The organism is Treponema denticola (assembly GCF_024181605.1).
GTDB classification, from domain to species: Bacteria; Spirochaetota; Spirochaetia; order Treponematales; family Treponemataceae; genus Treponema_B; species Treponema_B denticola_B.
On sequence record NZ_CP054477.1, the window covers coordinates 1,627,482 to 1,654,043 of the forward strand.

At 39.6% G+C, this 26,562-nt stretch carries 25 protein-coding genes; 7 read left to right on the forward strand and 18 right to left on the reverse strand.

Features of this window, described 5'->3' with window-relative positions:
- Nucleotides 1-7 precede the first annotated feature (7 nt).
- From E4N80_RS07545 to E4N80_RS07580, 8 genes are all read right to left on the reverse strand, one after another.
- Nucleotides 8-1,315, reverse strand: coding sequence for a right-handed parallel beta-helix repeat-containing protein (locus tag E4N80_RS07545; RefSeq protein ID WP_253698567.1), 1,308 nt, complete (start codon nucleotides 1,313-1,315; stop codon nucleotides 8-10).
- A gap of 15 nt (nucleotides 1,316-1,330) precedes the next feature.
- Nucleotides 1,331-1,930: a hypothetical protein gene (locus tag E4N80_RS07550; RefSeq protein WP_253698568.1), complete on the reverse strand. Its 600-nt coding sequence runs from the start codon at nucleotides 1,928-1,930 to the stop codon at nucleotides 1,331-1,333.
- A 171-nt stretch (nucleotides 1,931-2,101) separates the two neighbouring features.
- Nucleotides 2,102-3,301 (reverse strand): galactokinase, encoded by a 1,200-nt coding sequence (locus E4N80_RS07555; RefSeq protein WP_253698569.1) that lies wholly within the window; start codon nucleotides 3,299-3,301, stop codon nucleotides 2,102-2,104.
- A gap of 76 nt (nucleotides 3,302-3,377) precedes the next feature.
- Nucleotides 3,378-3,554 carry a hypothetical protein gene (locus tag E4N80_RS07560; protein ID WP_044981810.1) on the reverse strand — a complete coding sequence of 59 codons (177 nt, stop codon included), beginning with the start codon at nucleotides 3,552-3,554 and terminating at the stop codon, nucleotides 3,378-3,380.
- The gene (locus E4N80_RS07565; protein ID WP_253698570.1) at nucleotides 3,555-4,154 is read right to left on the reverse strand and encodes a methyltransferase domain-containing protein; all 600 of its coding nucleotides are present in this window, start codon (nucleotides 4,152-4,154) and stop codon (nucleotides 3,555-3,557) included.
- A 17-nt stretch (nucleotides 4,155-4,171) separates the two neighbouring features.
- Nucleotides 4,172-5,875, reverse strand: coding sequence for a galactose/methyl galactoside ABC transporter permease MglC (locus E4N80_RS07570; protein ID WP_253698572.1), 1,704 nt, complete (start codon nucleotides 5,873-5,875; stop codon nucleotides 4,172-4,174).
- Between the two features lie 24 nt (nucleotides 5,876-5,899).
- Nucleotides 5,900-7,393 carry a sugar ABC transporter ATP-binding protein gene (locus E4N80_RS07575; protein ID WP_253698574.1) on the reverse strand — a complete coding sequence of 498 codons (1,494 nt, stop codon included), beginning with the start codon at nucleotides 7,391-7,393 and terminating at the stop codon, nucleotides 5,900-5,902.
- A 126-nt stretch (nucleotides 7,394-7,519) separates the two neighbouring features.
- A complete protein-coding gene (locus tag E4N80_RS07580) occupies nucleotides 7,520-8,731 on the reverse strand; it encodes a substrate-binding domain-containing protein (protein ID WP_253698576.1) in 1,212 nt (403 codons plus the stop codon).
- 118 nt (nucleotides 8,732-8,849) lie between these two features.
- Between E4N80_RS07580 and E4N80_RS07585 the strand changes: the two genes are divergently transcribed.
- The gene (locus E4N80_RS07585) at nucleotides 8,850-9,731 is read left to right on the forward strand and encodes an acyl-[acyl-carrier-protein] thioesterase (protein WP_253698578.1); all 882 of its coding nucleotides are present in this window, start codon (nucleotides 8,850-8,852) and stop codon (nucleotides 9,729-9,731) included.
- A gap of 3 nt (nucleotides 9,732-9,734) precedes the next feature.
- Here the strand turns inward: E4N80_RS07585 and lepB are convergent, their stop codons facing one another.
- A complete protein-coding gene (gene lepB / locus E4N80_RS07590) occupies nucleotides 9,735-11,420 on the reverse strand; it encodes a signal peptidase I (RefSeq protein WP_253698580.1) in 1,686 nt (561 codons plus the stop codon).
- Between the two features lie 144 nt (nucleotides 11,421-11,564).
- Nucleotides 11,565-12,476: a PD-(D/E)XK nuclease family transposase gene (locus E4N80_RS07595; protein WP_253698582.1), complete on the reverse strand. Its 912-nt coding sequence runs from the start codon at nucleotides 12,474-12,476 to the stop codon at nucleotides 11,565-11,567.
- 287 nt (nucleotides 12,477-12,763) lie between these two features.
- Here E4N80_RS07595 and E4N80_RS07600 point away from each other — a divergent pair, with 287 nt between their 5' ends.
- The 6 genes from E4N80_RS07600 to E4N80_RS07625 all read left to right on the forward strand — a co-directional run bounded on the left by E4N80_RS07600 (nucleotide 12,764) and on the right by E4N80_RS07625 (nucleotide 18,741).
- Complete coding sequence (locus E4N80_RS07600; RefSeq protein ID WP_253698583.1) at nucleotides 12,764-14,554, forward strand: proline--tRNA ligase; 1,791 nt, start codon at nucleotides 12,764-12,766, stop codon at nucleotides 14,552-14,554.
- Nucleotides 14,555-14,565: 11 nt separating this feature from the next.
- Nucleotides 14,566-15,600, forward strand: coding sequence for a DUF7954 domain-containing protein (locus tag E4N80_RS07605; protein WP_253698585.1), 1,035 nt, complete (start codon nucleotides 14,566-14,568; stop codon nucleotides 15,598-15,600).
- Between the two features lie 19 nt (nucleotides 15,601-15,619).
- Nucleotides 15,620-16,501 (forward strand): 1-acyl-sn-glycerol-3-phosphate acyltransferase, encoded by an 882-nt coding sequence (locus E4N80_RS07610; RefSeq protein WP_253698587.1) that lies wholly within the window; start codon nucleotides 15,620-15,622, stop codon nucleotides 16,499-16,501.
- Nucleotides 16,502-16,513: 12 nt separating this feature from the next.
- A complete protein-coding gene (locus E4N80_RS07615) occupies nucleotides 16,514-16,921 on the forward strand; it encodes an acyl-CoA thioesterase (RefSeq protein WP_253698589.1) in 408 nt (135 codons plus the stop codon).
- Between the two features lie 85 nt (nucleotides 16,922-17,006).
- On the forward strand, nucleotides 17,007-17,978 hold the full coding sequence (locus tag E4N80_RS07620) for a metal ABC transporter substrate-binding protein (protein WP_253698590.1): 972 nt from the start codon (nucleotides 17,007-17,009) through the stop codon (nucleotides 17,976-17,978).
- A 103-nt stretch (nucleotides 17,979-18,081) separates the two neighbouring features.
- Entirely contained in the window at nucleotides 18,082-18,741 is a 660-nt protein-coding gene (locus E4N80_RS07625) for a DUF1361 domain-containing protein (RefSeq protein WP_253698592.1), read from the forward strand.
- A gap of 182 nt (nucleotides 18,742-18,923) precedes the next feature.
- Here E4N80_RS07625 and E4N80_RS07630 read toward each other — a convergent pair whose 3' ends face one another.
- From E4N80_RS07630 to E4N80_RS07665, 8 genes are all read right to left on the reverse strand, one after another.
- A complete protein-coding gene (locus tag E4N80_RS07630; RefSeq protein ID WP_253698594.1) occupies nucleotides 18,924-20,369 on the reverse strand; it encodes an aminoacyl-histidine dipeptidase in 1,446 nt (481 codons plus the stop codon).
- Nucleotides 20,370-20,468: 99 nt separating this feature from the next.
- Entirely contained in the window at nucleotides 20,469-20,753 is a 285-nt protein-coding gene (locus E4N80_RS07635; protein ID WP_253698596.1) for a nucleotidyl transferase AbiEii/AbiGii toxin family protein, read from the reverse strand.
- Nucleotides 20,708-21,034: a DUF6922 domain-containing protein gene (locus E4N80_RS07640; protein WP_253698597.1), complete on the reverse strand. Its 327-nt coding sequence runs from the start codon at nucleotides 21,032-21,034 to the stop codon at nucleotides 20,708-20,710. The genes E4N80_RS07635 and E4N80_RS07640 overlap by 46 nt, the downstream gene beginning before the upstream one ends.
- A gap of 127 nt (nucleotides 21,035-21,161) precedes the next feature.
- Nucleotides 21,162-21,941, reverse strand: a complete 780-nt coding sequence (locus E4N80_RS07645) for an ABC transporter ATP-binding protein (protein ID WP_253698598.1) — start codon at nucleotides 21,939-21,941, stop codon at nucleotides 21,162-21,164.
- 5 nt (nucleotides 21,942-21,946) lie between these two features.
- Nucleotides 21,947-22,966 carry a FecCD family ABC transporter permease gene (locus E4N80_RS07650; protein ID WP_253698599.1) on the reverse strand — a complete coding sequence of 340 codons (1,020 nt, stop codon included), beginning with the start codon at nucleotides 22,964-22,966 and terminating at the stop codon, nucleotides 21,947-21,949.
- Nucleotides 22,966-23,901, reverse strand: a complete 936-nt coding sequence (locus E4N80_RS07655; RefSeq protein WP_253698600.1) for an ABC transporter substrate-binding protein — start codon at nucleotides 23,899-23,901, stop codon at nucleotides 22,966-22,968. The genes E4N80_RS07650 and E4N80_RS07655 overlap by 1 nt, the downstream gene beginning before the upstream one ends.
- Before the next feature lie 144 nt (nucleotides 23,902-24,045).
- Nucleotides 24,046-24,885: an Rpn family recombination-promoting nuclease/putative transposase gene (locus tag E4N80_RS07660; RefSeq protein ID WP_253698602.1), complete on the reverse strand. Its 840-nt coding sequence runs from the start codon at nucleotides 24,883-24,885 to the stop codon at nucleotides 24,046-24,048.
- A 407-nt stretch (nucleotides 24,886-25,292) separates the two neighbouring features.
- Nucleotides 25,293-26,531 carry a methylaspartate ammonia-lyase gene (locus E4N80_RS07665; RefSeq protein WP_002688486.1) on the reverse strand — a complete coding sequence of 413 codons (1,239 nt, stop codon included), beginning with the start codon at nucleotides 26,529-26,531 and terminating at the stop codon, nucleotides 25,293-25,295.
- Nucleotides 26,532-26,562 lie beyond the last annotated feature (31 nt).

Consider the following 26,562-nt stretch of genomic DNA (forward strand, 5'->3'; position numbering starts at 1 on the left):
AACCGAATTACTTAATCGCTTGCGCTCCGAAGCCTTTTACTGCACCGAATAGTTTTACGGCATCATCTTGGGGATATTTGTTTGCAAACATAGACACGTTGGTCTGAACCGTCATCGTTTGGTTCATTCCCATAGCACGCCTGAATTCATTGGCGGGAGAATTCGGATCATAGTCCGTTTTTTCTTTATATGTAGCATTCAAAAAACCTGCCAAATATGCCTTATTTAACACATTTTTAAGAGAAGCAATGTCTTTTAACTCTTCATTGCCTTCTGCACTGTTAAAGCGGTCAAGATCGTCAAAGTCTTTTACCCATACGTACTCGAAGGTTCCTAATCCCGGCAGGGTTACATCCGCCTGTTTATTCATAAAAAAGCGGTTGTTGTCCATAAGCACCTTTCGCCCATTTTCCATTGAAGCGGGACTATCAATACGGCAGCGGTCTACTGCAGAAAGACAAGACAGCCCAATAATATTGTGGTGTATATTTACCTCAACCTTTGTCATAACGCGGAAACCGTAGCCCATGTCTTCAAAGGCATGAGTACGAGGCCAAGTAAACAGTACCGTATTATATGCGAACTCCACCGTTACGGCATTCGGTTTATTTTCTTTTCCCCATATTTCACAAGCGGACATAGCATTTGCAGTAAAGACGTTATTCAAAATTTTAACATTGCCTGTTCCTCCAAACTGAATAGCAAAATTGGAAGCATTGTTGAATACGCAGTTTTGAATAAGTACATCGCACTTCATGATACTTCCGCCGAATATAGCCTTTTCCGTTGTAATGGACTTTTCACCTCCATTCACACCTTGACCCGGCGGTAAAACAAGCATACCGGTTTCCACACCCTGAGGCTTACCCTTTGTAGGATGATACCCGTTTGAAAGACCTTTATCGAAGATGATACCGTCAATTACGAGTTTTTTACCCTCACCGTTTTTAATGTCGAACTCCATAGCTTTGTTTGCTCTGCCTGTTCCGTTTGAGGAAGCCGGCGGCATAACAAGAGTGCGGTATTTTAAAACATCCCGTTTGGAAAAGTCTTTGGAATATCCGCCGTAAATTTCGACTGCTTTTTGTATCATGATAAAACCCTTGTCGCGAACGCCGTAGTAATTGCCTTCGGCAACGTAGATTTTATCTCCAGGCTGAACCTTTTCGGCAGCCTTTTCTATGTTCTTAAACGGGGCATCTTTTGTACCCGCATTTCCGTTCTTACCGGTTTCTTTTGAAACGTAGTATTCCGCAGCTGTTAGGTTTGCTAAAACGAGAGCAGCCAGTAAACAACTTGCAATTCTTTTTTTCATTTTGTAATTTCCTTATTACGGCTCTGTTACATTTCCTTGTGCATCAAGATAGTACACAGGGATAGCAACAACCGGTTCGCGATCGTTTCGCCATTTTGATTGAAGCCCTTTCTGAAGAGGGCTGTAATAATAAGCCTTTGCGCTTGCCTCACACTGGGACGTCCAAAAGTCTTTGCTTGTGAATTGAGCTATTTTTTCGGCCTCATCCCGTGATGGAAGCCATCCTCCTCGCGAAATGCAGTACATAACAGCACTATTTTTTACCGTATGTGTTTTGGAACCGTTCGATTCGAATTCTGTTTTTAAGAAAATACTGTTCTCTTTTCCGTCCCCCATACCTGAGGATAGTTTTTTTACACTTATATGCCGTGAGCTATCAAGATCCCAAGGCATCGGCTCGGACGGAGTTCCCATTGCAAGGAACTTCCATGAACCTGCACCTGTATTTTCCCATACGATAGTCTTGTCCCCCACTCTATCACCTACGGAAAGTGATCTTGACGGTTTATCCGGCGAAACGGTCATCCCCTCCAAAAAAGCACAGCTTGAAAAAAGCAGTACAACCAATACAGCAGTGATGAGCACCGCAACTCTCGTTTTCTTGTTTGTTTTCATTACAATCTCCTTATCAATGTTTTTTTTCATGTGTAACTGAATTATCAATTTACACATCCGTTACTTATATAGTATAGCCCGTTTCCATGCAAATTTCAATCTTTCGAGGGAGTCTTTTCATTTTTTTTTAGTTTTTGGAGTATTTATTTTAAGCGGCGTAAATAGTACCGTTTAAACCGAAATAACGGACACTCCGTCTGAGGCTTGGCAGGCAAAAAATGAAGCGGTAAAGCCGGTGTTTTCCGTGTAGGCCAGCCCTACTCTTTCGGCAAATTCTTCAAAACCGTCCTTGTGTACAATGGCGATCGCACAGCCCGAAAAGCCCGCACCTGTCATTCTGGCACCGATACAGCTTTTTTCTTTTATAGCTGCAAAGAAAAGAGCATCCAGTTCTTTTCCGGTAACTTCATAATCGTCTTTTAGCGAAAGATGGGATTGGTTTAAGTATCCGCCTAAAAGTTTTAAGTCCTTATTTTTTAAGGCCTCGGCACTCAGCCTTACCCTATCCATCTCGGTAACGCAATGCCTCACTCTGCGGAAAATTTTTTCTCCCAAATTGGAAGTTAAATCTTGTTCCTGCTTTTCAAAATCGGAAACGCTTAGATCGCATAAAAAATTTATGTCCGTTTTTTTTTGTAAAAAGGCAAGAGCTTTTTCACATTCTTCCTTTCTTTCATTATATTTTGATTCCGTCAATTTACGGGGTTTATTGGAATTCATGATTACAATTCGGTAGGGCTCGGTTTCGAGAGGAATGTACTCATAGTCCAAGGAAGAAGTGTCCAAAAGAAGGGCTTGATTTTTTTTACCCATAGCTATCGAAAACTGATCCATAATTCCGGATTTAAGACCTAAGAATTCGTTTTCGACCCGCCGGCCTGTCTTTGCAAGCTCAATGCCGTCAAGCTCAAAACCGAAGGCATGAGAAATAATTTTACCGAAACAAAGTTCCAAGGCCGCCGAAGAAGAAATGCCGCTCCCTTGCGGAATGTCGCTTGTAATTAAAAGCTCAAATCCCGTATCAGCCTTTAAACCTTTTTCCTTTAAAAACAAAAACATGCCGTTTAAATAGTTTGCAAAATCATTTTCTTTATCAAAATTCAGATTTCCGTCAAGTTCAAATTCAAAAACTTTTTCCGCCTTCATCGAGCGGTAAAATATTTTTTTATCCTTTCTTTTTCGCAGAGCAATTCTCAGATATAAATTAACGGCGGCGGGCAGCACAAGGCCTCCGTTATAATCTATGTGTTCACCTATTATATTTATCCGTGCAGGAGAGGCTGCAAAAATAATTTTCTCCTCGGAATTTCCGTAAAAGGAAATAAAGTCATCTTTTAAGTCCTCTAAGGCCGTATCTTGTTTTAAGTTCAAAGTCTCCCTCCTCAGGCCCAAAGCCTTTCCAAATAATTAATAATTCTATATTAAAAAAAACGCTTTGTCGATAGGTTTAGATTTTTACTCCTGCATAAATAAGGCTGCTTTGGATGTAGTTTTTTATTTCCAAACCATGGCCCCATTTTTTTGCGTATTCGTCGGAGACTTCTTTAGAACTTATGCTGATATTGATAAAGCCGATTTTTTCAAAGGCTGCTTTTATCTGCTCCGCAGACCAAGCACCTCCCACTCAGGTTTTTACCATATTGGGATCGGAAACCCATTCTTCAGGCAGAGCCTTTTTTAGAGTAATGTCCGAAATAGCAACTCGCCCCCCTTTGCGGAGACAACGATATATTTCGGAGTAAACTCTGTATTTATCTGTCGATAAATTTATCACACAATTACTCATGATAAGATCTATGAACTTATCGGGAAGCGGGATATTTTCAATTTCACCAAGAATAAATTCACAATTTGTAAAGCCGTTTTTTAAAGCTATTTCCGAAGCTCGGCGGATCATAGTTTCAGAGCCGTCAAGACCGAAAACCTTTCCATTGTTACCCACTGCCTTTGATGCTATAAAACAGTCAAGACCTCGTCCGCAGCCTAAATCAAGAACCGTTTCATTTAAGCGTGGTTTGGCAGCTTCTTGCGGATTGCCGCAGCCAAGCCCCATGTCAGCCTCTTTAGGTATTCCGGTTAAATCTTCTGCGGCATAGCCTATTGAGGCAGTTATCTTTTCAGCCTCTCCGTTTACCGAAAGGTTTTCCTTGGCCAAATTTTCATAGTGTTCTTTTACAGCATACTTAATTGCATTTTTATTGTAATTATTTTTATCGTCACTCATTCAAATTACTATAAGCCCTATTTCTTCTTTAGATATTTTACGCTGTCCAAGGCAACGGCGGCAATGATGATAAAGCCCTTAAATACAAATTGCAAGTTGGTGTCTATGCCTAAAAAGGTCAGGCAGTAGGTAAGGCTTGTAAAGATAATAACACCTATTACTGCACCGCTTATTTTTCCTATCCCTCCGTTAAAGGAGATGCCTCCGACTACGCAGGCGGCAATGGCATCAAGTTCATAGCCTTGTCCAGTTCCTGCACTTGCATTAGCCCTAAAGGCTTCGAGGAAGGAACCCACTCCGTAAAATACTCCGGCCATAATAAAAACGCCCATCGTAACCTTAAAAACGCTGATACCGCTGACGGCGGCAGCTTCAGAGTTTCCTCCTACGGCATACATATTTTTTCCGAATACGGTCTTATTCCAAATAAACCATGCTATTACAATCGCAATTAAGGCGGGAATTATGAGCTTAGGAAGAGTAATCATTTCGTTATTCACAATTCCTAAAATCCACCGCCCGCCGAGCAAGTCCTTTACCTCATTATCGATTGAACCAACGGGAGTTCCGCTCGTACCGAAAAATAAAAGACCGTAGATAATTAACTGGGTCGCAAGGGTTGAAATAAAGGGATGAATCTTAAGCCGGGCCGAAAAAACGCCGGCAAAGGCACTAAATAAAACGCAAAGCAATATTGAAAGCCCAAGCGAAAGCATCAAGCGCCAAACCATGGGCATGGCCGTAAAATCCCAAGGGCCGAGGCCGAAAAAGGTTACTATGTTAAGCCCCGGATGTAAAATCAAACCTGTAATAACCGAACCGAGAACAACCATTCTTCCTATACTCAAGTCCGTACCTGCCAAAAGAATGAGCCCTGCAACGCCGAGAGCATAAAACATTCTGGTTGAAGCCTGCTCCAAAATCGTAAAGATATTGGGAAGAGATAGAAGATTTCCGTTTCCCGATAGTGGGGCTACAATTATACAGATAATGAAGAAAACCAAAATTGCAAGGTAAAGACCGTTACTCAATAAGAAACTTGAAAGCTTAAACTTGTAAATATAATCCTTAAAATTTAGCACCATATTTTCTTTAAGATTTGTTCTTCCGTTTCTTAAAGAAATATTTTTTTGAACATGGTCTATGTAGGCTTGATTTTTTGCTTCTTTAGAGGCTGCAACGGCATCTCTGTATTTGTTCTTTGCCTCAGCAAAAGAAGAATTAAGCTGAAACTTTAAAACATTGAGCTTGCGGTTAAGCTCGGCAGAATCCTTTGTTTCGGCAAAATCGTCATAGGCCTCTTTTTTTGCAGCTTTATTTTCCTGCAGAATAGAAATTTTTTGATTTTCATAATCAATCTTGTACTGTTTTTGCTTTTGATTTTCCGATTTTATAAAATCTTTTATATTATCGTTAAAGAGCTTATTGGAATAAGCAACAGCCTCGGCTGCAAATTTCTTTTCAGCATCCTTGTTTTCAAGAGCCGTCTTTTTTGCTTCTTCAATTTCTTTTTTGTATTCTTCAATATAAGAGGCCTTTACTGAATCGTCTATTAAGCGGTTCTTTTTAAGAGCATAAATATGATTTTTTAAAGAAGCTATCTTATCGACCCCGTCCTTACGGAGATCATGAAGGGTTTTACCGTACTCGGCAAGTCTTGCATCTTCGTTAAAAAAACTAAAGTCTACCAAATCTATCTTTTCATTATTTTTATTTTCCATACAACATACTCCTTAAAATAATTCCTACAAATACTTAGCCGAAAGCCTGAGCAGGGTTTCTTGATCGGTTTCCTTGGTGTTTACGATACCTGCGAGGCGGCGGTTGGACATAACGGCTATGCGGTTGGTAATACCTAAGATTTCGGGCATCTCGCTCGAAACAACTATTATGGTTTTTCCCTCTTTAGCCATTTTAATAATAAGCTGATATATTTCGTATTTTGCCCCTACATCGATACCGCGGGTAGGCTCGTCCATCAAAAACACATCGGGTGAACGCTCCAGCCATTTTCCGATTATAACCTTTTGCTGGTTTCCTCCGCTCAAAGCCGAAATACCCTGATCAGCCGAAAGACACCTCGTCTTCATAGTTTCAATTTCTCTGTTTGCGGCCTCCCGTATTTTACGCTTTGACAAAATGCCGAGGGTTTTATAACTATGCAAATTGGTAATCACCGTATTAAATTCGATTGTATCCTTGCCGAACATTCCGTTTAATTTACGCTCTTCGGTCAACAAGGCAAAGCCATGAGCCATAGCTTCTTTACTGCTCTTAAATTTAAGATATTTATCGTTTATACTTATGCTCCCCGATTCTACAGTACGGATACCGAAGAGGGCTTCCAAAAGCTCGCTCCTCCCTGCCCCTACAAGCCCGTAAAGGCCTAAGATTTCTCCCTTCTTTACGGTAAAAGAAATATCTTCGAGCACGGGTGCATACTTTGTTTTTAAGTTTTCTATTTTTAAAAAGTCCTCTCCGGGGACATTATCCACATCGGGGAAACGTTTATCCAGAGAGCGGCCGACCATGGCCGAAATAATTTCGTTCATATCCGTTTCGGCTATGGGCTTTGAAAGAATCATCTTACCGTCCCGTAAAACGGCAACCTCATCGCAAACCTCAAAAACCTCATCCATCTTATGCGAAATATAAATAAATGAAACGCCTTTTTTTTGTAAAGCTCTTACTATCGAAAAAAGTTTTTTTACTTCCCTTTCGGTTAAAGAAGAAGTAGGCTCATCCAATACGATGAGCTTTGCATCGTAAGAAACAGCTTTCGCTATTTCAACCATCTGCCTCTGCGAAACGGACATGGTACGCATTATTGTTTTGGGATTTACATTCATATTGAGTGAAGAAAAAAGAGAGCTTGCAGATTCAAACATTTTTATTTCGTCAACAATTCCAAAGTTGGTCGGATAGCGTCCTAAAAATAAATTATCTGTAACGGTTCTGTCAAGACAAAGATTAAGTTCTTGATGAACCATAGCGACTCCGCTTTCAAGAGCTTCTTTAGGATTTTTAAATTCGATTGATTTGTTTAATAAAGAAATGGAGCCCTCATCCCGGGTATATATACCGAAAAGGCACTTCATCATAGTGGATTTTCCTGCTCCGTTTTCGCCCATGAGTCCCATTACGGAGCCTTGTCTTACAGTCAGATTTATACCGTCCAAAACCTTATTCTTTCCGAAAGATTTTGAAAGGTTCTTTATTTCAAGAACTACATCACTCATCCCAAAGATCACACTCCTTTAAAAGTGCTTTTTAAAAGCCGCTTATTTTAATTCTAAGGCAGGAGAAAAGTTCCCCCGCCTTAAAAACCATTAAAGATTAATGAAGATCTAAAAATTTAAGACTCATTAATACTTTAACTTGTCGGTGTAGTTTGAACCTGAGTTCGTTTTAACCATGTTTACGGCAAAGGCATCAAAGTTGTTTAGGTTTGTAAATTTATCCAAACAGCTTGATTCGTTTTGTCCGTCTCCCTGAACGATTGTCAATTCAATGTTCAATAAAGGAGCATAGTATTTTAATGCAGGCAGATATGAAGAAGAAAGGAAGTTGTCGCCTGAATTATAAATTGTTAAAAGAACCTTCTTTTTGGGAGCATTTGTCTGCTTAACTCCGGCATCCCTTGTTCCGCCGAGGTAGTTCTCGTAGTTGGCCTTTGTAACACCTGAGTTGGCAGCCATAACAGCCTTTACATCAGCCCAGTACTGAACAGGAGCTGAAATTTTATTGCCGTAAGAGTCTTCGGCTGTGATACCCTTGGTGTATACATCTGTTCCGGTTAAACCGTCGAGCAAGTTGCGCAAAACCTGTAAGGTTGCTGTTGCCTGAGCATCAACGTTTTGAGAAACCGTACCGGTAAGAAGACCCTTGCCTACAGCTTCGATAGCATCTGCGTTTGCATCATATCCGAAAATTGGAACACCTGCAGGATAGTTTGAAGCCTGTAAACAGCCCATTGCCATGCCGTCATTGTTTGAAACAACCATGTCGATCTGATCGGCAAACTTTGTTGCCCATCCGCCCATAGCCTCTGTTGCGGCATTGGCATTCCATGTAGAACCGTCGGTTCCTGTCATAGCCTTTCCTTCAAGCTCTATAACATCGAAGGTTTTTCCTGCGATGGTAATTGAGCCCTGCTTTGTTTTACCGGGGTCGGTAGAACCTGCCCAAGTTCCCAAAGCCTTTCGGATACCCTCAGTTCTGGCTTTTGAATCGTTGTGGCCTACGTCACCGATGCAAAGAACATAACCGATAATACCGTCACCGTTTCTGTCAAGAGAAGTTTCTGCCGATGCAAGAAAATCTGTAATAAGTTTTCCCTGAACTGCGCCGCCGCCTGCAGCGTCAAAACCTACATAATAGGTCTTATCGTTCCAGTTCATAGAGGTCATATCGATTTCTCCTGTTGTCGGATCTGAAGGCTGTCTATTAAAGAAGACGAGAGGTTTATCCTTGTTAAGAACTGCATTTCCGCTTCCGCCGCAGCTTACAACAAAAACAGCCGATACAATAAGAAGCCCCAAAAAAAGTATTTGTGCAAATTTAGAAAAAGATCTCATAAATACGCACCTCCTAAAATATAATTGCCGTTGAGTATATTATATTTTATAAAATATGTCTACATAGCCTTAAATCCTTTACCTAGAAACAATTTATAAAAACTGCTATAATCAGCCTATGATTATCGACAATAAATACACTATACGCCATAAGGTGCTTACAGGCAACATAGATGGAAAATGCCGGGCTACACCCATGGAGTTTGCTGTTTTGATGCAGGAATTGGCAGCAGGGCATTACAGCAGTGCAGGGCTTTCCATCCCGCATTTGAAAAAAATGGGCTTAACATGGGTTATCACAAAGCAGCATTTTGAAATTACCGAATACCCTCTTTGGATGGATGAGTTAATAGTCCAAACATGGGCTCAAACACCGAAAGGATTTTTTTGCTTGAGGGACTTTGCGTTCTTTTATGCAAAAAACGGCAAAAAAAATTCAATAGATGAGGCCTTCGCCGAAAACCTCCGCATCGAAGAAGGAAAAGAAAATCTATATTCAATAAGAGAAGAATATAAAGAGCTTAAAAAGCCGATCTTCAGAGCAAGCTCTTGCTGGGTAATATTAAATGCAGAAACAGGCCAGCCTGTAAAGCCGGACACAAAAGTTTTCGGTAACTTAGCCTTTAATGAGGAACACATGGAAGGCAAGGTTTTTGCAAAAATCCCATTGCCTGAAACTTGGGACATAGAAGAGTCTTTCCGGCCGACCCTTTTGGATATCGATATAAACTCTCATGTAAACAATCTAACCTATTTGAGGTGGATTTTGTCCTATATGAGTGCCGATTTTTGTAAAGGAAAACTTCTAAAAACCTTGGATACCAATTTTGTTTCTTCAGCTATGTACGGCGAAGACCTTATATGCAGATCGAGCCGGTCGGAAAATGTTTGCATACACTCCATAATAAGAGCAAAAGACGGAAGCGAGGTCTTTAAAGCCCGCTCGGAATGGGCCGATGAAAGCGGCCTATCCCGAACTCTTAAAGTAAACAGTATCTGAAACCTATTTTACCAACCCGAATCGGGCTCTGGGAAAAAGAATTAGATTTACCGTTCCGAGCATTCTTGAAGAATGAATATAGCGGGGTGCTACATTTGTTACAAACATCATCGACATGGCATCATCCTTGTTAAGGGCTTCCAAGTGGTATTGATATTCATGCCTCATATCCGTGGAATTAAAACGGTTATCGCCCATCATAAAGTAGCAGTTTTCGGGGATGTACTCTTCTTCACCCTTAGGAAATTCGTCCATGTTTCTTTGAGATGATAGGGCTAAATAGTAGAGGTATTCACCTAGCTCGTTTATAATAGCTTGCCGTTCCGTATCCGAAGAAAAAACCGCATCGCTCACATTAGCTTTATAAAGTTCTGCATTCCGTACAAGGAGCTTTCCAAAGCCGAGTTTAATAAGAACATTGAGTTGAGCATTTCTCATCTCATATAAGTTGTAGGAATTTTTTTCGGCAGATTTTTTCCATGAAGTTAAAAAGTTTTCAAACCACATAAGCCCGCCGTCCGTCGTCAAAATCTTCGAGGCTATGGCTTCGTTATCTCTGGCCATCTGTGTAACAAGGTACTGAGCCTTGCTTAAAAAGTCCTTGGCCGAAAAGACCTTATCGGGCTTAGACTTTATTTCTTTCATCTTTTTAATAAGGGCAAGAGCTTCCTTCTCGGCCTCATCAAAATCGACCTTTGCCCGCCAAGCCTCTACCGATTGAAGGCGGTTTAAATCTTCGGTATTCATTTTTATGTCTTTTACATATTTTAAGCTTGACTGGGGCAGCTTGGATAAATCCCAAACGGCATAGGCACTTTCATCGAAGGTCTTAAAATCCTTTTCTCCGGCTTTTTTTATGTAGAGCACTCCGTCTACAAGCATTAACTTTTCTCCGCTTAGGCCCACAATCCTTTTTACCAAGGGGTCTGCCTTGATTCTTCCGTTTTCATCCTTATTGATATTTACCGTAGTGAGAGTCAGGTACTGCACCAGCTGGGAAGTAAAGAATTTAAGCTCGTTATTCGGGTCATCTTCATAATGAGGATTGCGGATTATAACCACATCCCCCCTCTTATAATTATAAATTTGAGGAAACCGGAATGAAGAAAGAGGAAAGGTCGGCCCTGCAGCAACTTTAAAGCCTGCGACTCTGTCCCCTATCATAAACTGCTGAACCATGGATTCCGAAGGAATAACATAGAGCTGTAAAACAAAAACGGTAAAAAGGAGAACTACACAGGCAGCTTGTAAGATAGAATCAGCCCAATCCAAAATTTCCGAAATAACGGAACGTTTTTTCTTAGGTATCGCAGGCAAGTCCGGAAAGTATTTAGGAAGTCTCTTGTCCTTTAATCTAAACAAAATCACTCTATTATAAATAACCAAGACAAACCAATAGACAGCTAAAATTGCATCAAGCGTAGACCTATCCTGCCCGGTTTGAACAGCCCTGGATATAATAAAGCAGGCCATAAAAATATAAGGAATATACTCCATAGTTTTACGCATTACGAGCATGGCCATCACAGTCTTTTTTTTAAAAAAAGAAAATATACAAAAAGCCGTCCAAAGAGAATAAGCCGCCCCTAAGACCAAAGCTATTACGGCAAGACTTGAAGTATTTTTTATAATTAATAAGATAGAAAACAAAAGACTTAAAACCGGTTCTGCATAAAAAAGGATAGACATGAAAACTCCTAATAATTTATAAATAGCCTATAAAAACATCAGTTTTTATAAGAGCCCTATTACTATCTAAACAAGATAAAGGCCCATAAGAAACAGAGTATATCACTTTTTTGTATTTTATGCTAGAGTTTGCAAAACATGCTTTTATAAAGCATCTATTTCTTCTACGCTTAAACCTGTGATTTTGCAGATTTCTGTAAAAGGATATTCAAGCGTTTTCATTAGTTTAGCCATCTCAACTATTTTTTGATATGCGCCGTCAGCAAAACCTTCTTTTTTACCTTGCTGCACGCCTTGCCGCATACCCTGTTCAATACCTTGCTCAAAACCTTCAGCTAAACCTTCCCTTCTAGCATCAGCTCTTTCTGCTTCTAAGAGCATTTGATATTTCTCTCGAGACAGTTCTCTAGCGATTTGTCTTTCCTCTTCAGTTACCCTCAGGAGTGTTTCTTCTGCCATTCTTATACCCTCCTCTAAATTACATAATTTTTCCAACATTCCGCTTTTTTTGTCGTTCTCATAATTAGCCAAAAACCTTATCCAGAAATCTTTTAATGTATATTCTTCTAATCTCTTTTGTATAGTATAACCTATTAGGTCATTTAATTCAATGTAAATATATTGAATAACGGAATTTTCAGACATTTTTGTCAGTTTTGCATTTTTAGGAACATTACATCCAAAAACCGAAATACTTAAAGCATACAAAGGGTCATCTTTTTTAGATTCCAGTTTCAAAAAACGAGAAGCCAGACGTAAAAGATACATTTGGTTACGCCTCGGATAGTTGGTTTTCCAAAACTGCTGCATCTCAAGGTTGATAATGAGATTTGTGTCGGTTTTAATTAAAAAATCAAGATGATAGGATTCTCCATTTGGAGCTTCCCGAATAAGCTCAGTATTTAAAATATCCGCTTTTTTGATTTTACCGTAAGAATCTTCCAAAAAAGCATTTAAAAAACTTATAAGAGCCTTATTGCCCAGTTCTCCTTTTGAGAACATCAACTTAAATACCCAATCCGTTTTTGGATTCAAAATTTCCTGTTTCATATTCATTTATGCCTCCACTATTATTGTATGTTTTTTATACATTAATACGTAAAATTTTAAAAAAATCCGGCCTATAGATTTTTTTAAGCAAAATGGGTAGAATAACTTTCTTAAAAGTTTTTATTGGAGTTTCGATAAACAGCTCGGCACAAATTCTGCCTCACTGTTTATCTTCGAGTTTGCCTTTCAGGCAAACATCGTATTATTGTATGCGGTTTATAAATAAACCGCTTGAAAAAACTTTTTTCGGGATTTAATAATCCCTGCAAAAAGTTTTTATTGGAGAAATAATTATGAAGATGACGCAGATGTATATGCCCACTTTGAGAGAAATCCCGAATGAGGCTGTTGTTGAAAGTCACAAGCTGCTTTTGCGGGCAGGAATGATAAGAAATTTGGCTAACGGGCTGTTTGCCTATTTGCCCCTCGGCTTAAAAGCCTTTAGAAAGGTAGAAAAAATTATCAGGGAAGAAATGGATGCGATAGGCTGTCTGGAATTTAAGCCCCCCGTAATTGTTCCTGGTGAAATTTGGCAGGAATCGGGAAGATGGGACTCGATGGGGCCTGAACTTTTGCGTATTAAAAACCGCTTAAACCAAGAATTGGTTGTAAGCCCCACGGCTGAAGAAGCCTTTACAGCTCTTTTAAAAAACGAATTATCCTCCTATAAAAACTACCCGCTTTTAACCTATCAGATTAACACAAAATACCGGGATGAAATCAGGCCGCGATACGGGCTTATGAGAACCCGCGAATTTACGATGAAGGATGCTTACTCTTTCCATACAAACGATAAAAGTTTAGACGAAGCCTATCTCAGTTTTGAAAAGGCCTATATAAAGATTTTTAAGCGCTGCGGTCTTACGGTAATAGGAGTAAAGGCCGACTCAGGTGCTATGGGAGGAAGCGGTTCTCAGGAGTTTATGGTAGAATCTTCGGTTGGAGACGACACCCTCCTCCTCTGCCCTTCTTGCGGTTATGCAGCAAACGAAGAAAAGGCAGCCTGCGCACCCGATAAGGAACAAGGAAACGGCAATATGGCCCAAGGTTCAGCCTTATCTATAGAAGAGATCGATACACCAGATGTAAAAACAATTGAAGACCTTACAGCCTTTTTAAAGACGGAAAGTTCTTCATTTATAAAAACCTTGATTTACCGGGTAGAAAATTCCGAGGTACTCGGCAATGCTGAAAAGGGTAAAAAAAATGCAAAAAACGGCGATGAAGGCACTCTTTTAATTGCAGTCTGCATAAGGGGAGATTTGGAAGTAAACGAAGCCAAGTTAAAATCCTCCCTTAAAGCCTCGGATGCAATCCTTGCAAGCGATGCCGAAGTCGAAGAAGCTACAGGAACGGTAGTCGGTTTTGCCGGCCCTGTAGGCTTAAAAAATATTCCGGTCATTGCCGATGAAAGCGTTATGCTCATGCACGATGCGGTAACCGGAGGCTTAAAAAAGGACAAACACCTCCTCCATGTGGAGCCTTCAAGGGATTTTACCCCCGCCCACGTTTTTGACCTCCGCACGGTAAGGGCCGGAGATAAGTGTGCAGTTTGCGGTACCGCCCTTTACACCAAAAAAGGAAATGAACTCGGGCACATATTTAAGCTGGGATATAAATATACGAAGGCTATGAATATGACCTATCTCGACGAAAACGGAAAACAACAGCACCCTTCCATGGGCTGCTACGGCATAGGTCTTGACCGGCTCACAGCCTCCATTGTCGAAGAACACCATGATGAGGACGGAATAATCTGGCCAATGAGTATCGCCCCCTTCCAAGTTGCGATAGTTCCCATAAAATACGAGGGAGAAATGCAAAAGGAAGCCGACCGCCTCTACGAAGAATGTAAAAAAAGAGGAATTGAAGTCCTCCTAGATGACCGAAAAGAAAGGACAGGCGTTAAGTTTAAGGATATGGACCTTATAGGCATTCCGATAAGGCTTGTAGTCGGCGAAAAAAATCTTCCCAATATCGAATTTAAGCTTAGAAAGGCGGGAGAAAGCAGCTTAATCGATAAAAACAAGGTTGTAGACTTAGTTGAAAAAACCGTAAAAGAAGAACTTGCAAAATTAAACTAGAGGATTTTTAAATGAAAAAGATTTTAAGTTTTGGTTTTCTACTTTTTTTTCTCTTCACGGCAGAGAGTTTTAAGCTCATAGCCGAAGAAAAGTCGGCATGGGATGGAACGGAATCGGGAGATTACCTTATCTATCAAGACCTTTCGTGGAAGGAACCTACATGGGCCGGCTTTTTATATTACAACGATAATACAATAGGCTGTTTTGTATATACTTCAAACGGAAAAGTCTTTGCAAAAGTTCTATTTAGCGGAGAAATTCTAAACGGAGAATTCGTAATTACAGGCCAAAACAATATTTCGGGTATTAACACCGATCCGGCCTACACCTATGCGGTAAACTATCTTATGGAAATGCTTCCGAAACTCTATGCGTGGAAGTCTCAAAAATTAACTGAAAGCCTTGTAATAAAAACCGGTTCTAAAATAGTAGATGAAGAACAATTCGGAGGGGAAAGCGAGGTAAAATTCCAATCCTACATTCCCCTCTTTCATATAAAAGAAATTTTAGATTCCAATAAGGAAAAAGCTTTTGAGTTGATAGAAATGGGAAGAATAAAAGACGAAAAAACTTTTTTTGATTTTAAACCTCTCGAAGATGTTAAACCTATTGAGTCTAAATTCGTTTTAAACTCCAAGTCGAAAAAAGAAACAAGAACAGTTGACGGGGTTAAACTTTCTTTAGACAGCCAATGGAAACAGATAGCAGACAATACCTTTCTTATGGGAAATGAAGCTTTTTTAAATGTAAATACCCTCGACTTAAAAACGATACCCGATGTCAAAGGCAGGGAAGCGGATTTTTTAATAAAATATTTTTCGTCTTCGGGCAAGGCATCCAAAATTCTTGCAAAAAATACGGATATAAAAGGAACAAAACAAAAATTTAAAATCATAAACAGCGTCTATGATATTGAAACAAAGACCATCAAACACGATATTAAATTGATAATAAAAAAAGAAAAGTCAAAATATACTGTAGTAAGTTTAACAGTCGATAAATCTTCGTATCAAAAATACAAAGACTATTTTGACGGCTTATTTTAAAAATTTATGGAGGTTTAAAATGCAGCAAACTTTAATGGAATATGTAAAAGACATTTTACCTGAAATTGCAAAACACACAATGAAAAATCCGGCTGTTACGCCCGAAAATGTATTACAAAAGGGAAATCCCGCCCTGTCTAAAATTCTTGATGAGATGGTAGACGATCTCGCCCTTGAAAATTCGGAATTCAGGCATCCTGAACACTTGGAAGAATTTTTAGATGAGGTGAAAAAAGGGAAAAAAGGCATAATCCTTGCGGAGCACTACAGCAATATGGATTATCCGGCTTTTATAAATTTAATGAAAAAAACCGGTACTAAAGGAACGGAGCTTGCCGAAAAGTGCATAGCAATGGCCGGACTAAAACTGGGAGAAGACAATCCCTACGTTGCAGCCTTCGCAAGCGCCTATGACCGTATTTATATCTATCCCAGCCGTTCCATCAAATCGATTAAAGACCCTGAAGTTTTGGCAGAAGAATTAAAACGAAGCAAGATGATAAACCTTGCTTCAATGCGGGCACTTGAAAAAGCAAAAGAAGAAGGCCGGGTAATTCTTGTATATCCTGCAGGAACCCGATACCGCCCCGGAAAACCCGAAACAAAAAAAGGTGTAAAAGAAATAGATTCCTATATTAAAATGTCCGATATAATGCTCTTGGTTTCAAGCAATGGAAACTGCCTGCGTATTTCGGATTCAGGAGATATGACTGAGGATACTGTCTGGAAGGATAGGCTCATCTTTGATGCAAGCCCCGTTATAAACTGTGAAGAATATAGAGAAAAAGTAAAGGCAGAGCATGGAGACCTTACAGGCATAGATAAAAAGCAGGCCGTAGTCGATCAGGTAATGGCAGACCTTGAAAAAATGCACGAAGCAAACGAAATCGGAAGGCTATAATAGGAGAAGATTGTGACGCATACGTTTTATGTTGAAGTTCGAAGCTACGAGCTTGACGCTTATAATCATGTAAACAACTCGGTTTACCTAAACTATCTGGAACATGCCAGAATGCAGTTTTTAAAAAAGATAGGTTTTGATTATGTAGGGATGATTGAAGAAGGCTACATGCTTTATGTATCCCACATAGATATTAAATACAAGCACTCTGCCAAACTTTACGATAAACTGGCCATTGAGGTTACTCACATCGATTTGGGTAAAGTTTCCGGAACCTTTTTGCAGGTTATAAAAAATGAAGAAGGTAAAGTCTGTGCTGAAGCAAAAGTAACCTGGGCCTGTGTGGACAGTATGGGACGGCCCGTTAAAATACCCGAAAAATACTTGGTTCCGGGGCTGGAGCCCGAGCTTCAGCCATAAAAAGTTAATTTTAGCTTATTTTTTATTGACTTAATTTCGCCACGGTATTATATTCTATTCCGTCTTAAAAAAATATGGAGTTTATATGAAATCTATTTTAAAAACATGTTTATTTATTGCTCTTCTTTCATCGGTAAATCTCTTTGCGATGGGAGCAAGAGAGATGCCGGATAACGGCAAAAAAAATGTTGCTGTTACTTTCGATGCAATGAAAGAGTTAACTCAGGCAGTTGCAGGGGACAATGTCAATATTTCGGTTATCATTCCGCCGGGAATGGAAGCTCACGACTTTGAGCCCAAGGCCAAAGATCTGGCTTTTTTATCGAAGGCCGATATTTTAATCTATAACGGGTTGGGTATGGAGTTTTGGCTTGATGAAGCCGTAAAAGCGGTCAACAACAAAAAGCTGATTATGGTCGAGGCTAGCAGCGGAATTGAAGCAATTAAAGCGGGACATCACAATCATGATGAACATGGAGAAGACTGTGACTGCGAAGTTTGTGCCGGGCAGCACAAACACGGCAAGGGACATGAACATTGCCATCACGGAGAATTCGATCCTCATACATGGCTCAGTCTCTCTTCTGCAAAAATTATGGTTAAAAATATTGAAAATGCTCTGACTATGGCCGACCCTGCAAATGCAAAGAGCTATAAAGAAAATGCAAATAAATATATTGCCGAACTTGACGGGCTTTTAAAAGAATATATCGAGAAATTTTCTAAGGTAAAAAACAAGCACTTTGTAACGGGACACGCAGCCTTCGGATATCTTTGCAGAGATTTTTCTTTAGAGCAAAATTCCGTAACCGATATCTTTAATGACAACGAACCGAATCCGAAAGAACTTGCAAAACTTGTCGAATATTGCAGGGAGCATAAAGTAAAAGTTATCTTTACAGAAGAAGCGGCAAGCCCCCTTGTTTCAAAAACCCTAGCAACAGAGCTTGGAGCCAAGGTTGAAAAAATTTATACAATCGAAAGTCCTGAAGATAACAAAAGCTATCTTGAACGCATGAAGACAAATTTAATGCGCATATATGAAAATTTAAAATAAAAGAAACGGGCGGTCTTTTGATTTTTTAAAGACAGCCCGGCTCTTTTTTTATGGAGCTGGCTCTTTTTTTTATGGGAGCCTGACTCTTTTTGTTGGAGAATAAATGAGCCATTACTTTAAAAATATATTCCGAATTAAAAGTACCTTTGCCTTGATGTTCTTGTCTTTTTTCTGTATTTTTTTATCGGTATGCAGAATTTTTATAGCAGAAAACTATTTTTTACTTTTTTTGGTCTGGAACTTATTTTTAGCCTTTGTACCATGGCTTATTTCTTCAACGCTATACCTATCAAAAAACAATAACAAAATAATTTTTATTGTTTTTACGGCTATCTGGCTTCTGTTTTTTCCCAATGCCCTTTACATTGTAACCGATTTTATCCATCTAAAAACAGCAGCTTCATCTATGAGGTGGTATGATTTAATACTATTGTTTTCTTACAGCTTTGCAGGTCTTTTTTACGGGTTTGTAAGTTTGGATTTTATCGAAGCCAAGCTTCAAAAGCTTTTTACTATAAAATATCCGCAAATTGTTTCAGGTTTTGTGATATATCTTTCAGCTTTCGGCATCTATTTGGGAAGATTTTTAAGGTGGAATTCATGGGATCTTGTAACGAATTTAAATTCGGTCCTGTCAGACCTTTTTTTGCCGATAAAAAATCCCTTTATACATGCAAGAACGTGGGCCTTTATTCTTTTAGTGGGTACCCTTTTTAACCTGCTTTATATATCGTACAAGAGCTTCGGCGAGAAAAAAAATTAAATTTTTAGTATTATTTTACTTGACAATTACAATAATTATGCTAAAATAAAAGCTAGAGGGAGATGTGAGTATCCGTCTTAGGCGGTTCAAAGCACAACTCCCATAAGGGGCATGACTTCATGCCCCTTTTTAGTTTTTTAATAAGCCCGTCACGGCTTAGCCCCAATTTTTACACCTTGTTTTTAATTCTTTAATTCGGCCAAATAAGCCAGCAAGAACTTCCATACGCGTTCTACAGAGGCAATTTCCATGTGTTCATTCGGTGTATGTACGTCATACAGGTTGGGACCGAAACTTATAGCATCGACTTTAGGAAGAGTCTTCTTTAAAAGGCCGCATTCAAGCCCTGCATGTATCGCTGTGATAAGGGGCTCCTTTTTGTTAAGCTTTTTGTAAACATTGACGGCAGCATCGCGTACAGGAGAATCGGGACTGTACTCCCAAGCGGGATACTCCGAATTTTTTTTGAATTCGGCTCCGCAGCGTTCGGCTTGGATTCTAAGGATATCCACAATTTCATCCAAGGCACTCTTTACGCTGCTTCGTACAGAGGTTGTAAATTTGATTCTTCCATCGATTTCTTCCAAAACCCCGTTATTTAAACTTGTTTGAACAAGGCCGTGAATCTCCATGCTCATATATTGCACACCATTGGGAATACTTGCCATAAAATCAATTAGATTTAAGGTAAGCTCTTTTGTAAACATTTGGCCCGACGGATTTTGAGTTTCATTTGCCGTAACAGTTAAAAGTTTGTCAACGGCTCTGTATTCATTTTTAAAATCGGCAGTCATTTTTTCGACAATCTTCAAAACGGCTTCCGTATTTTCTGCAGCGATTACTGCATGGGCATCCTTTGCAATAGCATTGTGTTTTGAACCGCCTGAAATTTCTACTATATTGATTTTTTCGTTTTGCTTGATGTTATAAAGAATTCTTCCCAAAAGTTTAATTGAGTTGGCTCTCTGCTTATTGATCTCGATACCTGAATGTCCACCAAGGAGACCCCCAACTGTGATTTTTAAGAATTTTCCTTTGGCTGCTTCTTTCTTTATATCGAAAAAGACATGGATATTAGCCCCGCCTGCACAGCTTACCAAAAATACGCCTTCTTCTTCCGAATCTATATTTAAAAGGCGTGTTCCTTGCAGGTGTTCATCGGTAAGAGCCATAGCTCCGCCCATCCCTGTTTCCTCTTCTGTCGTAATTAAAACTTCGAGCGGCGGATGGGGAATATCCTTTGAATCAAGGACGGTAAGAGCGTATGCGACTGCTATACCGTCATCTCCTCCGAGGGTTGTCTTATCGGCATAGAGCATTTCGCCTTTTACAACGAATTTGATAGGATCCTTTAAAAAATCATGGTTTGAGGAAGCATCCTTTTCACAAACCATATCCATGTGGCCCTGAATAATAACTGTAGGAGATTTTTCATAACCGGCAGTTCCGGGCTTCTTTATTATAACATTCATAGCCTTATCTTGATGTACTTCAAGATTTCTATCTTTTGCAAATTTTACAAGAAAATCGCTGATAGCTCTTTCGTTTCCCGAACCTCTCGGTACCTGAGAGATTTCGTAAAACCATTTAAAAACTTCTTTAGGTTCAGTGTTCTGCAACGGATTCATTATTGCCTCCAAATTATTTATTTTATAGGCTGTCAGTATATTATAAAATATAAAAAAAAACAATCAGGATAACCGGCATGACTATGAGTTTAATCGCATTTATATGGGATAGGCTGTGTATATTTCTTGAGGATTTTTTATCATATCATGCAAACGCTTTTCAATATGTTCCCAATTAAATTTTCCGACTATTAAGTTTACCGGCTCATGTATGAAGTCTATATCATTTTGAGTAAATAAGTCCAAATCAATACTTTTCCTGTGCCCAAGCCGTAATGCAATAGAAGTGCCGCCAACTAAAAAGAATTGATCCATTTGACTGTCTTGCATGAGCTTTCTTAACAATTCAAATGCAGTTTTCTCGACAGTGTTCTTTTGCAGCATAAAAAATCTTCCTTTTTTAAATCAAAAAGCAAACAAGACCAATTCAATTCTTTTGGGGAAAGATAAGGAATTTGTACAACAATATTTTTTACCCTTTCAAAGCCGCCGTAAAGTTGAAACATTGCATAATAATCTTCCGGTCTACCGTATTCCAAAACGCGGGCGACAACAATTTTTGACATTATATTCCAATCCCAATCGGGAGCTTTTGTATCATATTCCCAGAGAATTGACTGAGAAATTTGTTCTTTTTTGTGAGTTTCATAATCTGCAAAAAACATATCATACCTCCCAAGCTCTATTATAGCATATTTTTGTACATTTTTCCACACGGTAACGGAGCAACAGAACAGATAACCGCAAAGAAATAAGCTGATAAAAAACAGTTGACAGAAAGATTCCTCTAAGCTAAAAAACTCTAAGCCATAAATTAAAAGAATCTTTCATCCATTCGGCTACATCCATTCCGTAAACGGATTGTAAAATTTCTCCGGTTAAAACCTCTTCTTTTTTTCCTGAGGCTTGTATGGTGCCGTCTTTTAAAAAAATAAGTTTATCTGCAAATTGAAGGGCTAGGTTTATATCGTGGAAGACTCCGATGACGGCTTTAGCTTCTTTTTTGCAAATCTCTTTTAAAAAAAGAATAAGCTCGGTTTGGGCTTTTAAGTCCAGATGATTTGTAGGTTCATCGAGCAGGATAAGTTCGGGTTCTTGGGCAAGAGTGCGGGCCAGATAAACGCGCTGAAGCTGACCGCCTGAAAGTTCATCTATTTTCTTTTCACGCAAATTCCAAATATCTACAGCCCTTAAGCATTTTTCTACATAGACCCTGTTTTTTTTTGAGACTGAAAGAAAAGAGCTGGCTTCTCTGTGGACATATCTTCCCATCATAACGGTATCATAAACGGAATATGAAAAATATATAGAAGAAACTTGACTTAAAACAGCTATTTTTTTTGCTATATCCTTGCGTTTGATATTTTTTAAGTTTTGACCGTTTAAAAGAATTTCACCCGAGTAGCCGATAAGACCGGCAAGAGTTTTTAAAAGAGTCGTTTTTCCACAGCCGTTAGGGCCCAAAACACAAAGACTGTCTCCTTTTAAAACCGAAAAGGAAATATCTTTTAAAACAGGAGTCTTTGAATATCCTGCATAAACCGATTTTACATTTATTAAAGGATAGTCCATAAAAGTTAAGCCCTCCTCCGTCCCTTAAAATAGACATAGCAAAAAAACGGAGCACCTGCGAGGGCTGTGATTGCTCCCACCGGAAGCTCTTGGGGAGACAGAATAGTTCTTGCCGTCATATCGCATAGAACCATCGCAGTGCCTCCTATACAAAAGGACACAGGAATCACTATCTTATGCCTTGCACCGACGAGCTTGCGTACAATGTGCGGAGAAATCAAATCGATAAACCCGATTATGCCTACAAATGAAATTACGGTTCCGGTAAGGGCTGATGCCAAAAACAAAAGAAGCCATTTAATCTTTTTTGTATTTAGGCCCATAGTCTTAGCCTGCTCCTCGCCGAAGGTAAGCAAATCCATTTCATTTGAAAGCCCTGTAAGAATCAAGGTTCCGGCAGCACAGACAGGCAATAATACGTTAAAGTTTTTTATATTTTGGCTTGCAAAGCTCCCCATCTGCCAAAATATCAGTCGGGCCATTCCGTCCCGATTAAGGGCGATTATTATGGTTATAATTCCGTTTATAAAAAGAGAAAAAACTATTCCTGTTAAAATAATCGTCGAGTTTTCAAAATTCCTATCAACCAAGGCCGCAACTTTAACCGAGGCGTAGACTGTAAGAAGACCTGCAATAGTGCCTGCAAGAGGAAGGGTAAAAGCCGGTATTAAAGGAAGAGTGAATCCTGTCAAAATTACCAGAGCAGCTCCCAAGGCGGCGCCGGATGAAACGCCCATGGTGTAAGAAGAAGCCAATGGGTTCTTTAAGATACTTTGCATTACGGCCCCGCTTACGGCAAGGGAACCGCCTGCCAAAAAAGCGACCAGCACCCTAGGCAGCCTCACGTTCCAAACTATTGCAACAAATGTCGATTCAATACCGTAAATTTCTTTTTGGGCTACTTTTGAAAATATGATTTTGATAATATCTTGGGGCGGAACAAAGACCGAACCTATTCCTACCCCCAAGATGAGAACAAGGATGCAGGCTGCAATCGAGCCTGCAAGCTTGAATTGAAGTTTCATTATTTATAGATTTCGGGATAGACGGCTTTAGCCATTTCTTTTAAGGCCTTTATAATGTTATGGTTAGGTCTTGAAGAAGAATTTGTATCAATACCGAAAACCTTTTTGCCCTTTACGGCTTTAAGAGAAGCCCAGCCTGCTCTGGCCATTATTTCATCAATCGGGTTAGGAATATAGCTTACATTGGTCAAAATTACATCGGGATCCTTAGCTAAAACCATTTCATCCGAAACGGCTATCCAACTTTTTTGATCGGCAAGAATATTTTGAGCTCCGATAATTTCGATCATCTCATTTATAAATGTTCCTGTTCCCAAACTGTACATATAAGGAGCGGCCCCTATTTCAAAGTAAACGGTTTTCTTTTTATCTTGAGCAATAGCGGCTCCTTTTTTTCGGACAGCTTCGATTTCTTTTTTCATGTTTGCAATAATTTTTGCGCCCTTTTCTTCATGTTTTACGACGGCAGCTATGTATGCAATATCAAGATAAATGGCCTCGATACTTGAAGATGAGGGGATATTTATAACGCAGATACCTGCATCAATTAAGGGAGAAAAAGGTGTGTTCCCTTTTGCATTCGACATCCCCGAGATAAAAACTACATCCGGTTTTAGGGCGATAAGTTTTTCTGCATCGGGTTTCATCATATTGAAATATGGGATATCCTGTTTTAAAAGCCCATCCTTTTGAGTATTGGTATCGGCGGCAATAATCTTGTCGGCAAGACCCAAATCGATAAGGATTTCCGTGGTAGACGGAGCCATTGAAACAATTTTTTCTACCTTTGCAGGTAAGGTAATCGGGGCTCCTGCCCTGTCCATAGTTAAATCAAGTGAGGGAAGGCTTGCTTCTTTTGCGCCTCCTGCAAAAATCATTGTGCCAGCTGCCAAAAGCAGTGTCAGCACAAAGAAGATTTTCTTAAAATTTTTCATAACTTCCTCCTTAAAAAAGTTTTTGAAGGATTATCAAATCCTGAAAAAAGTTTTTTCGAGTAGTTTTGCAGAATGCAAAACTACATACAATAGCTGAGATTATACACCGATACAAAAAAAATTACAAGTTTACCGGAATGTAAATTAGCTAATCGATTCCACTTCTTCTTGGGTGAGACCGGTAGCTCTTACGATAGCTTCTATGGCAAACCCCATTTCAAGTAAATTTTTTGCCGTTTCAAGAGCTTTTTTGTATGAGCCGTCGGAAAAACCTTGCTCAATTCCTTGCCGAATACCTTGTTGTATGCCTTGTTGTATGCCTTGTTGTATGCCGTCCCTTCGTGCATCCATTTCAAATGATTGTATTAACATGTATTCTTTCCTCCTCTCTTCATTTTCTTTTAGTTCTTTGATATACCGGTCTATCTTGCGGATAAAGGGGCTGTCACTTGTTATGCCGTTCATGTATTCCAAAAAAGCCTTTAGTTCAGGGTCAGGCATCTTATCTGCTGCAGTGCTGTTGATAATGACCTTGGTTATGCCGTCTTGTAATACGATTGTGTTATTTTCACTGCATATCGTTTTGAAGGTGTATACCGGTAAGCCTTTGCTTGGATAGTCGAACGGGCAAAAAAAGATGATGAATGAATTGGGTAAGTCGGTATAATGCCCACCCTTTTCAAGGCTGCTCACGTCGATAACCGATTGATAGTAGCGTAAGCGTTTAGCAAGGTCTTGTTTATTTGTAGTTTGCATCTCAACGTCATACATGCTGCCATCACTGCCGGTAACCCACACATCAAGACGTATGCTTTTTGCATAGCCTACTTGGTCGAATGTTTTTTGATAGCTTATATCGCTAATCGGCCCGATCGAGTCTGCAAGTATCATATTCAAAACCGTTGTACAGATAGACTTATCCTGCATCACCGCACAAAACATATAATCGTCGGTAATCGTTAAATCGTCAAAGCGCTTTTGCATAGGCCTCCTCATTGATTGTATTATACCACAACTTCCTCAATTTTGTAAGAGCGTTTTTTTTAATTTAACCGCAAAGATGCTAAGAGCGCAAAGAAATTTTGATGGTGTTTTGATAGCATATTCTTTCATTTATCCTTGGCGTTCCTTGCGGGCTTCGCGGTTTCATTTTACATCTGCACCGCCTATTTGCAAAAAGGCTATTCAAAAATTTACACAGATGGCAATAAGAAATGCACAAGGATGCACATTTTTTTATTGGCATCTTAGCGGACTTTGAAAGATAGGCATTTGGAAAATTCTTTTAAGATTCGGGCAACTACAGGATATTCAATTATTAAAGGCAAATTAGAATATAAGCAAGGAAGTTTGTATTTCAAAGTTCCTTGCTTATAATTTATCTAAAAAACTTATTTCCTATTGGCTAGGGCAACGATTCTGTTCATCTCGTTATTGATGATCATGTAGCCTTCGTCAACGCCCATACCGGGCTTTGCAAGCTGTTGGGCGGCTCCGGCTGCAACGGAACAGTTTACGATAACCTCAGCCGAGCGGTTGGTTTCGTTACATGTTCCTCCGCAATAGGCACCTACTCCCTTTTCCTTACAGTAAAGGATAGCTTCAATCGTGTTGTTAATTCCGCCAAGGTCGGGGGTCTTAATCTGAATCATGTGGCCTGCACGGTTATCGGCAAAGTACTGAATGTCTTCGAGGGTATTGCACCATTCATCGGCAACAAGCTCTACCTTTACGCCGTTATCGTCAAGGCTCTTTGTGAGAGCTGCAAGTACCTGCATTTGCTTTTCTCTGTCGCCCATATCCATGGGGCCTTCGATTCTAAGTTTAAAGGGAGCGGCAGCAGCTTCCAATGTTTTAAGATAGGCCGTCATCTTGGGAACATCGTTATTTGTAAAGTCTCCGATTGTGCCGTATACGTCAATGTGGAAAATAGGATTATAGTTCTTGCAAGTTCTCATGGTTTCGACCCTGTTTTTAAGCCATTTAACATATTCCAAGAGCTTTTCGCCGTTTTTACCGGTTTTTTCTTCAACATTGTTAAAAAGACCATGGGGAAGAACTTCAGCCTGTTTGATAATCATCTTATCGGCATTTAAGTAGCGGTCATCGCCTGACTGGGTAAAGATCGGGATTCTCTTTATTTGGCATCCTGTCTTGTATTCTTTTACAACAACTTCGGCCATCGTTATGTGCTGGGACTTTGCAACAGCATCAAGAATAGCTTGAGATATGCCGTAGCGTAAAGCCGTGTGCATTCTCTTTCCGTTTACCTTATGCTCCTCAAAGGTTTTAGCCATCTCTCTGAAGTTTGTAATTTCTTTTCCTACAAAGAGGGGCTTTATATCCTTTTCAATTACGGGAATAAAGTCCTTTGCCAAAAAGAGGGGATCGCGTCCGCCTGCTCCGGAATACTGTACGGCAGCACAGTCTCCGTATGCAACCTGTCCGTCTTCGAGAATAAACATAACGGAAATAGCTTCGCCTGCCTGTCTGATTGAGGTAAAGCCCTCGGTTACGGGTTTTCCCGTATAAAAAAATCCGTCATGACCTGCACCCATCTTGATAGCCTTTTGGTCATCAAAATAAAAACCTGTTTTGCCTTCTGCGCAAACAACATCAATAATTTTCATATTTAATACTCCTTAGATAAACATGGAGGCT

Bases quoted from the DNA above. Each gene is read 5' to 3' on its own strand.
- E4N80_RS07625 (WP_253698592.1), top strand. From the start codon at position 18,082: ATGAGCCATTACTTTAAAAATATATTCCGAATTAAAAGTACCTTTGCC.
- E4N80_RS07570 (WP_253698572.1), bottom strand. From the start codon at position 5,875: ATGGAAAATAAAAATAATGAAAAGATAGATTTGGTAGACTTTAGTTTT.
- E4N80_RS07580 (WP_253698576.1), bottom strand. From the start codon at position 8,731: ATGAGATCTTTTTCTAAATTTGCACAAATACTTTTTTTGGGGCTTCTT.
- E4N80_RS07610 (WP_253698587.1), top strand. From the start codon at position 15,620: ATGCAGCAAACTTTAATGGAATATGTAAAAGACATTTTACCTGAAATT.
- E4N80_RS07645 (WP_253698598.1), bottom strand. From the start codon at position 21,941: ATGGACTATCCTTTAATAAATGTAAAATCGGTTTATGCAGGATATTCA.
- E4N80_RS07620 (WP_253698590.1), top strand. From the start codon at position 17,007: ATGAAATCTATTTTAAAAACATGTTTATTTATTGCTCTTCTTTCATCG.
- E4N80_RS07565 (WP_253698570.1), bottom strand. From the start codon at position 4,154: ATGAGTGACGATAAAAATAATTACAATAAAAATGCAATTAAGTATGCT.
- E4N80_RS07550 (WP_253698568.1), bottom strand. From the start codon at position 1,930: ATGAAAACAAACAAGAAAACGAGAGTTGCGGTGCTCATCACTGCTGTA.
- E4N80_RS07660 (WP_253698602.1), bottom strand. From the start codon at position 24,885: ATGCAAAAGCGCTTTGACGATTTAACGATTACCGACGATTATATGTTT.
- E4N80_RS07635 (WP_253698596.1), bottom strand. From the start codon at position 20,753: ATGCTGCAAAAGAACACTGTCGAGAAAACTGCATTTGAATTGTTAAGA.
- E4N80_RS07630 (WP_253698594.1), bottom strand. From the start codon at position 20,369: ATGAATCCGTTGCAGAACACTGAACCTAAAGAAGTTTTTAAATGGTTT.
- E4N80_RS07585 (WP_253698578.1), top strand. From the start codon at position 8,850: ATGATTATCGACAATAAATACACTATACGCCATAAGGTGCTTACAGGC.
- E4N80_RS07640 (WP_253698597.1), bottom strand. From the start codon at position 21,034: ATGTTTTTTGCAGATTATGAAACTCACAAAAAAGAACAAATTTCTCAG.
- E4N80_RS07650 (WP_253698599.1), bottom strand. From the start codon at position 22,966: ATGAAACTTCAATTCAAGCTTGCAGGCTCGATTGCAGCCTGCATCCTT.
- E4N80_RS07545 (WP_253698567.1), bottom strand. From the start codon at position 1,315: ATGAAAAAAAGAATTGCAAGTTGTTTACTGGCTGCTCTCGTTTTAGCA.
- E4N80_RS07575 (WP_253698574.1), bottom strand. From the start codon at position 7,393: ATGAGTGATGTAGTTCTTGAAATAAAGAACCTTTCAAAATCTTTCGGA.
- E4N80_RS07655 (WP_253698600.1), bottom strand. From the start codon at position 23,901: ATGAAAAATTTTAAGAAAATCTTCTTTGTGCTGACACTGCTTTTGGCA.
- E4N80_RS07595 (WP_253698582.1), bottom strand. From the start codon at position 12,476: ATGAATATGAAACAGGAAATTTTGAATCCAAAAACGGATTGGGTATTT.
- lepB (WP_253698580.1), bottom strand. From the start codon at position 11,420: ATGTCTATCCTTTTTTATGCAGAACCGGTTTTAAGTCTTTTGTTTTCT.
- E4N80_RS07600 (WP_253698583.1), top strand. From the start codon at position 12,764: ATGAAGATGACGCAGATGTATATGCCCACTTTGAGAGAAATCCCGAAT.
- E4N80_RS07605 (WP_253698585.1), top strand. From the start codon at position 14,566: ATGAAAAAGATTTTAAGTTTTGGTTTTCTACTTTTTTTTCTCTTCACG.
- E4N80_RS07665 (WP_002688486.1), bottom strand. From the start codon at position 26,531: ATGAAAATTATTGATGTTGTTTGCGCAGAAGGCAAAACAGGTTTTTAT.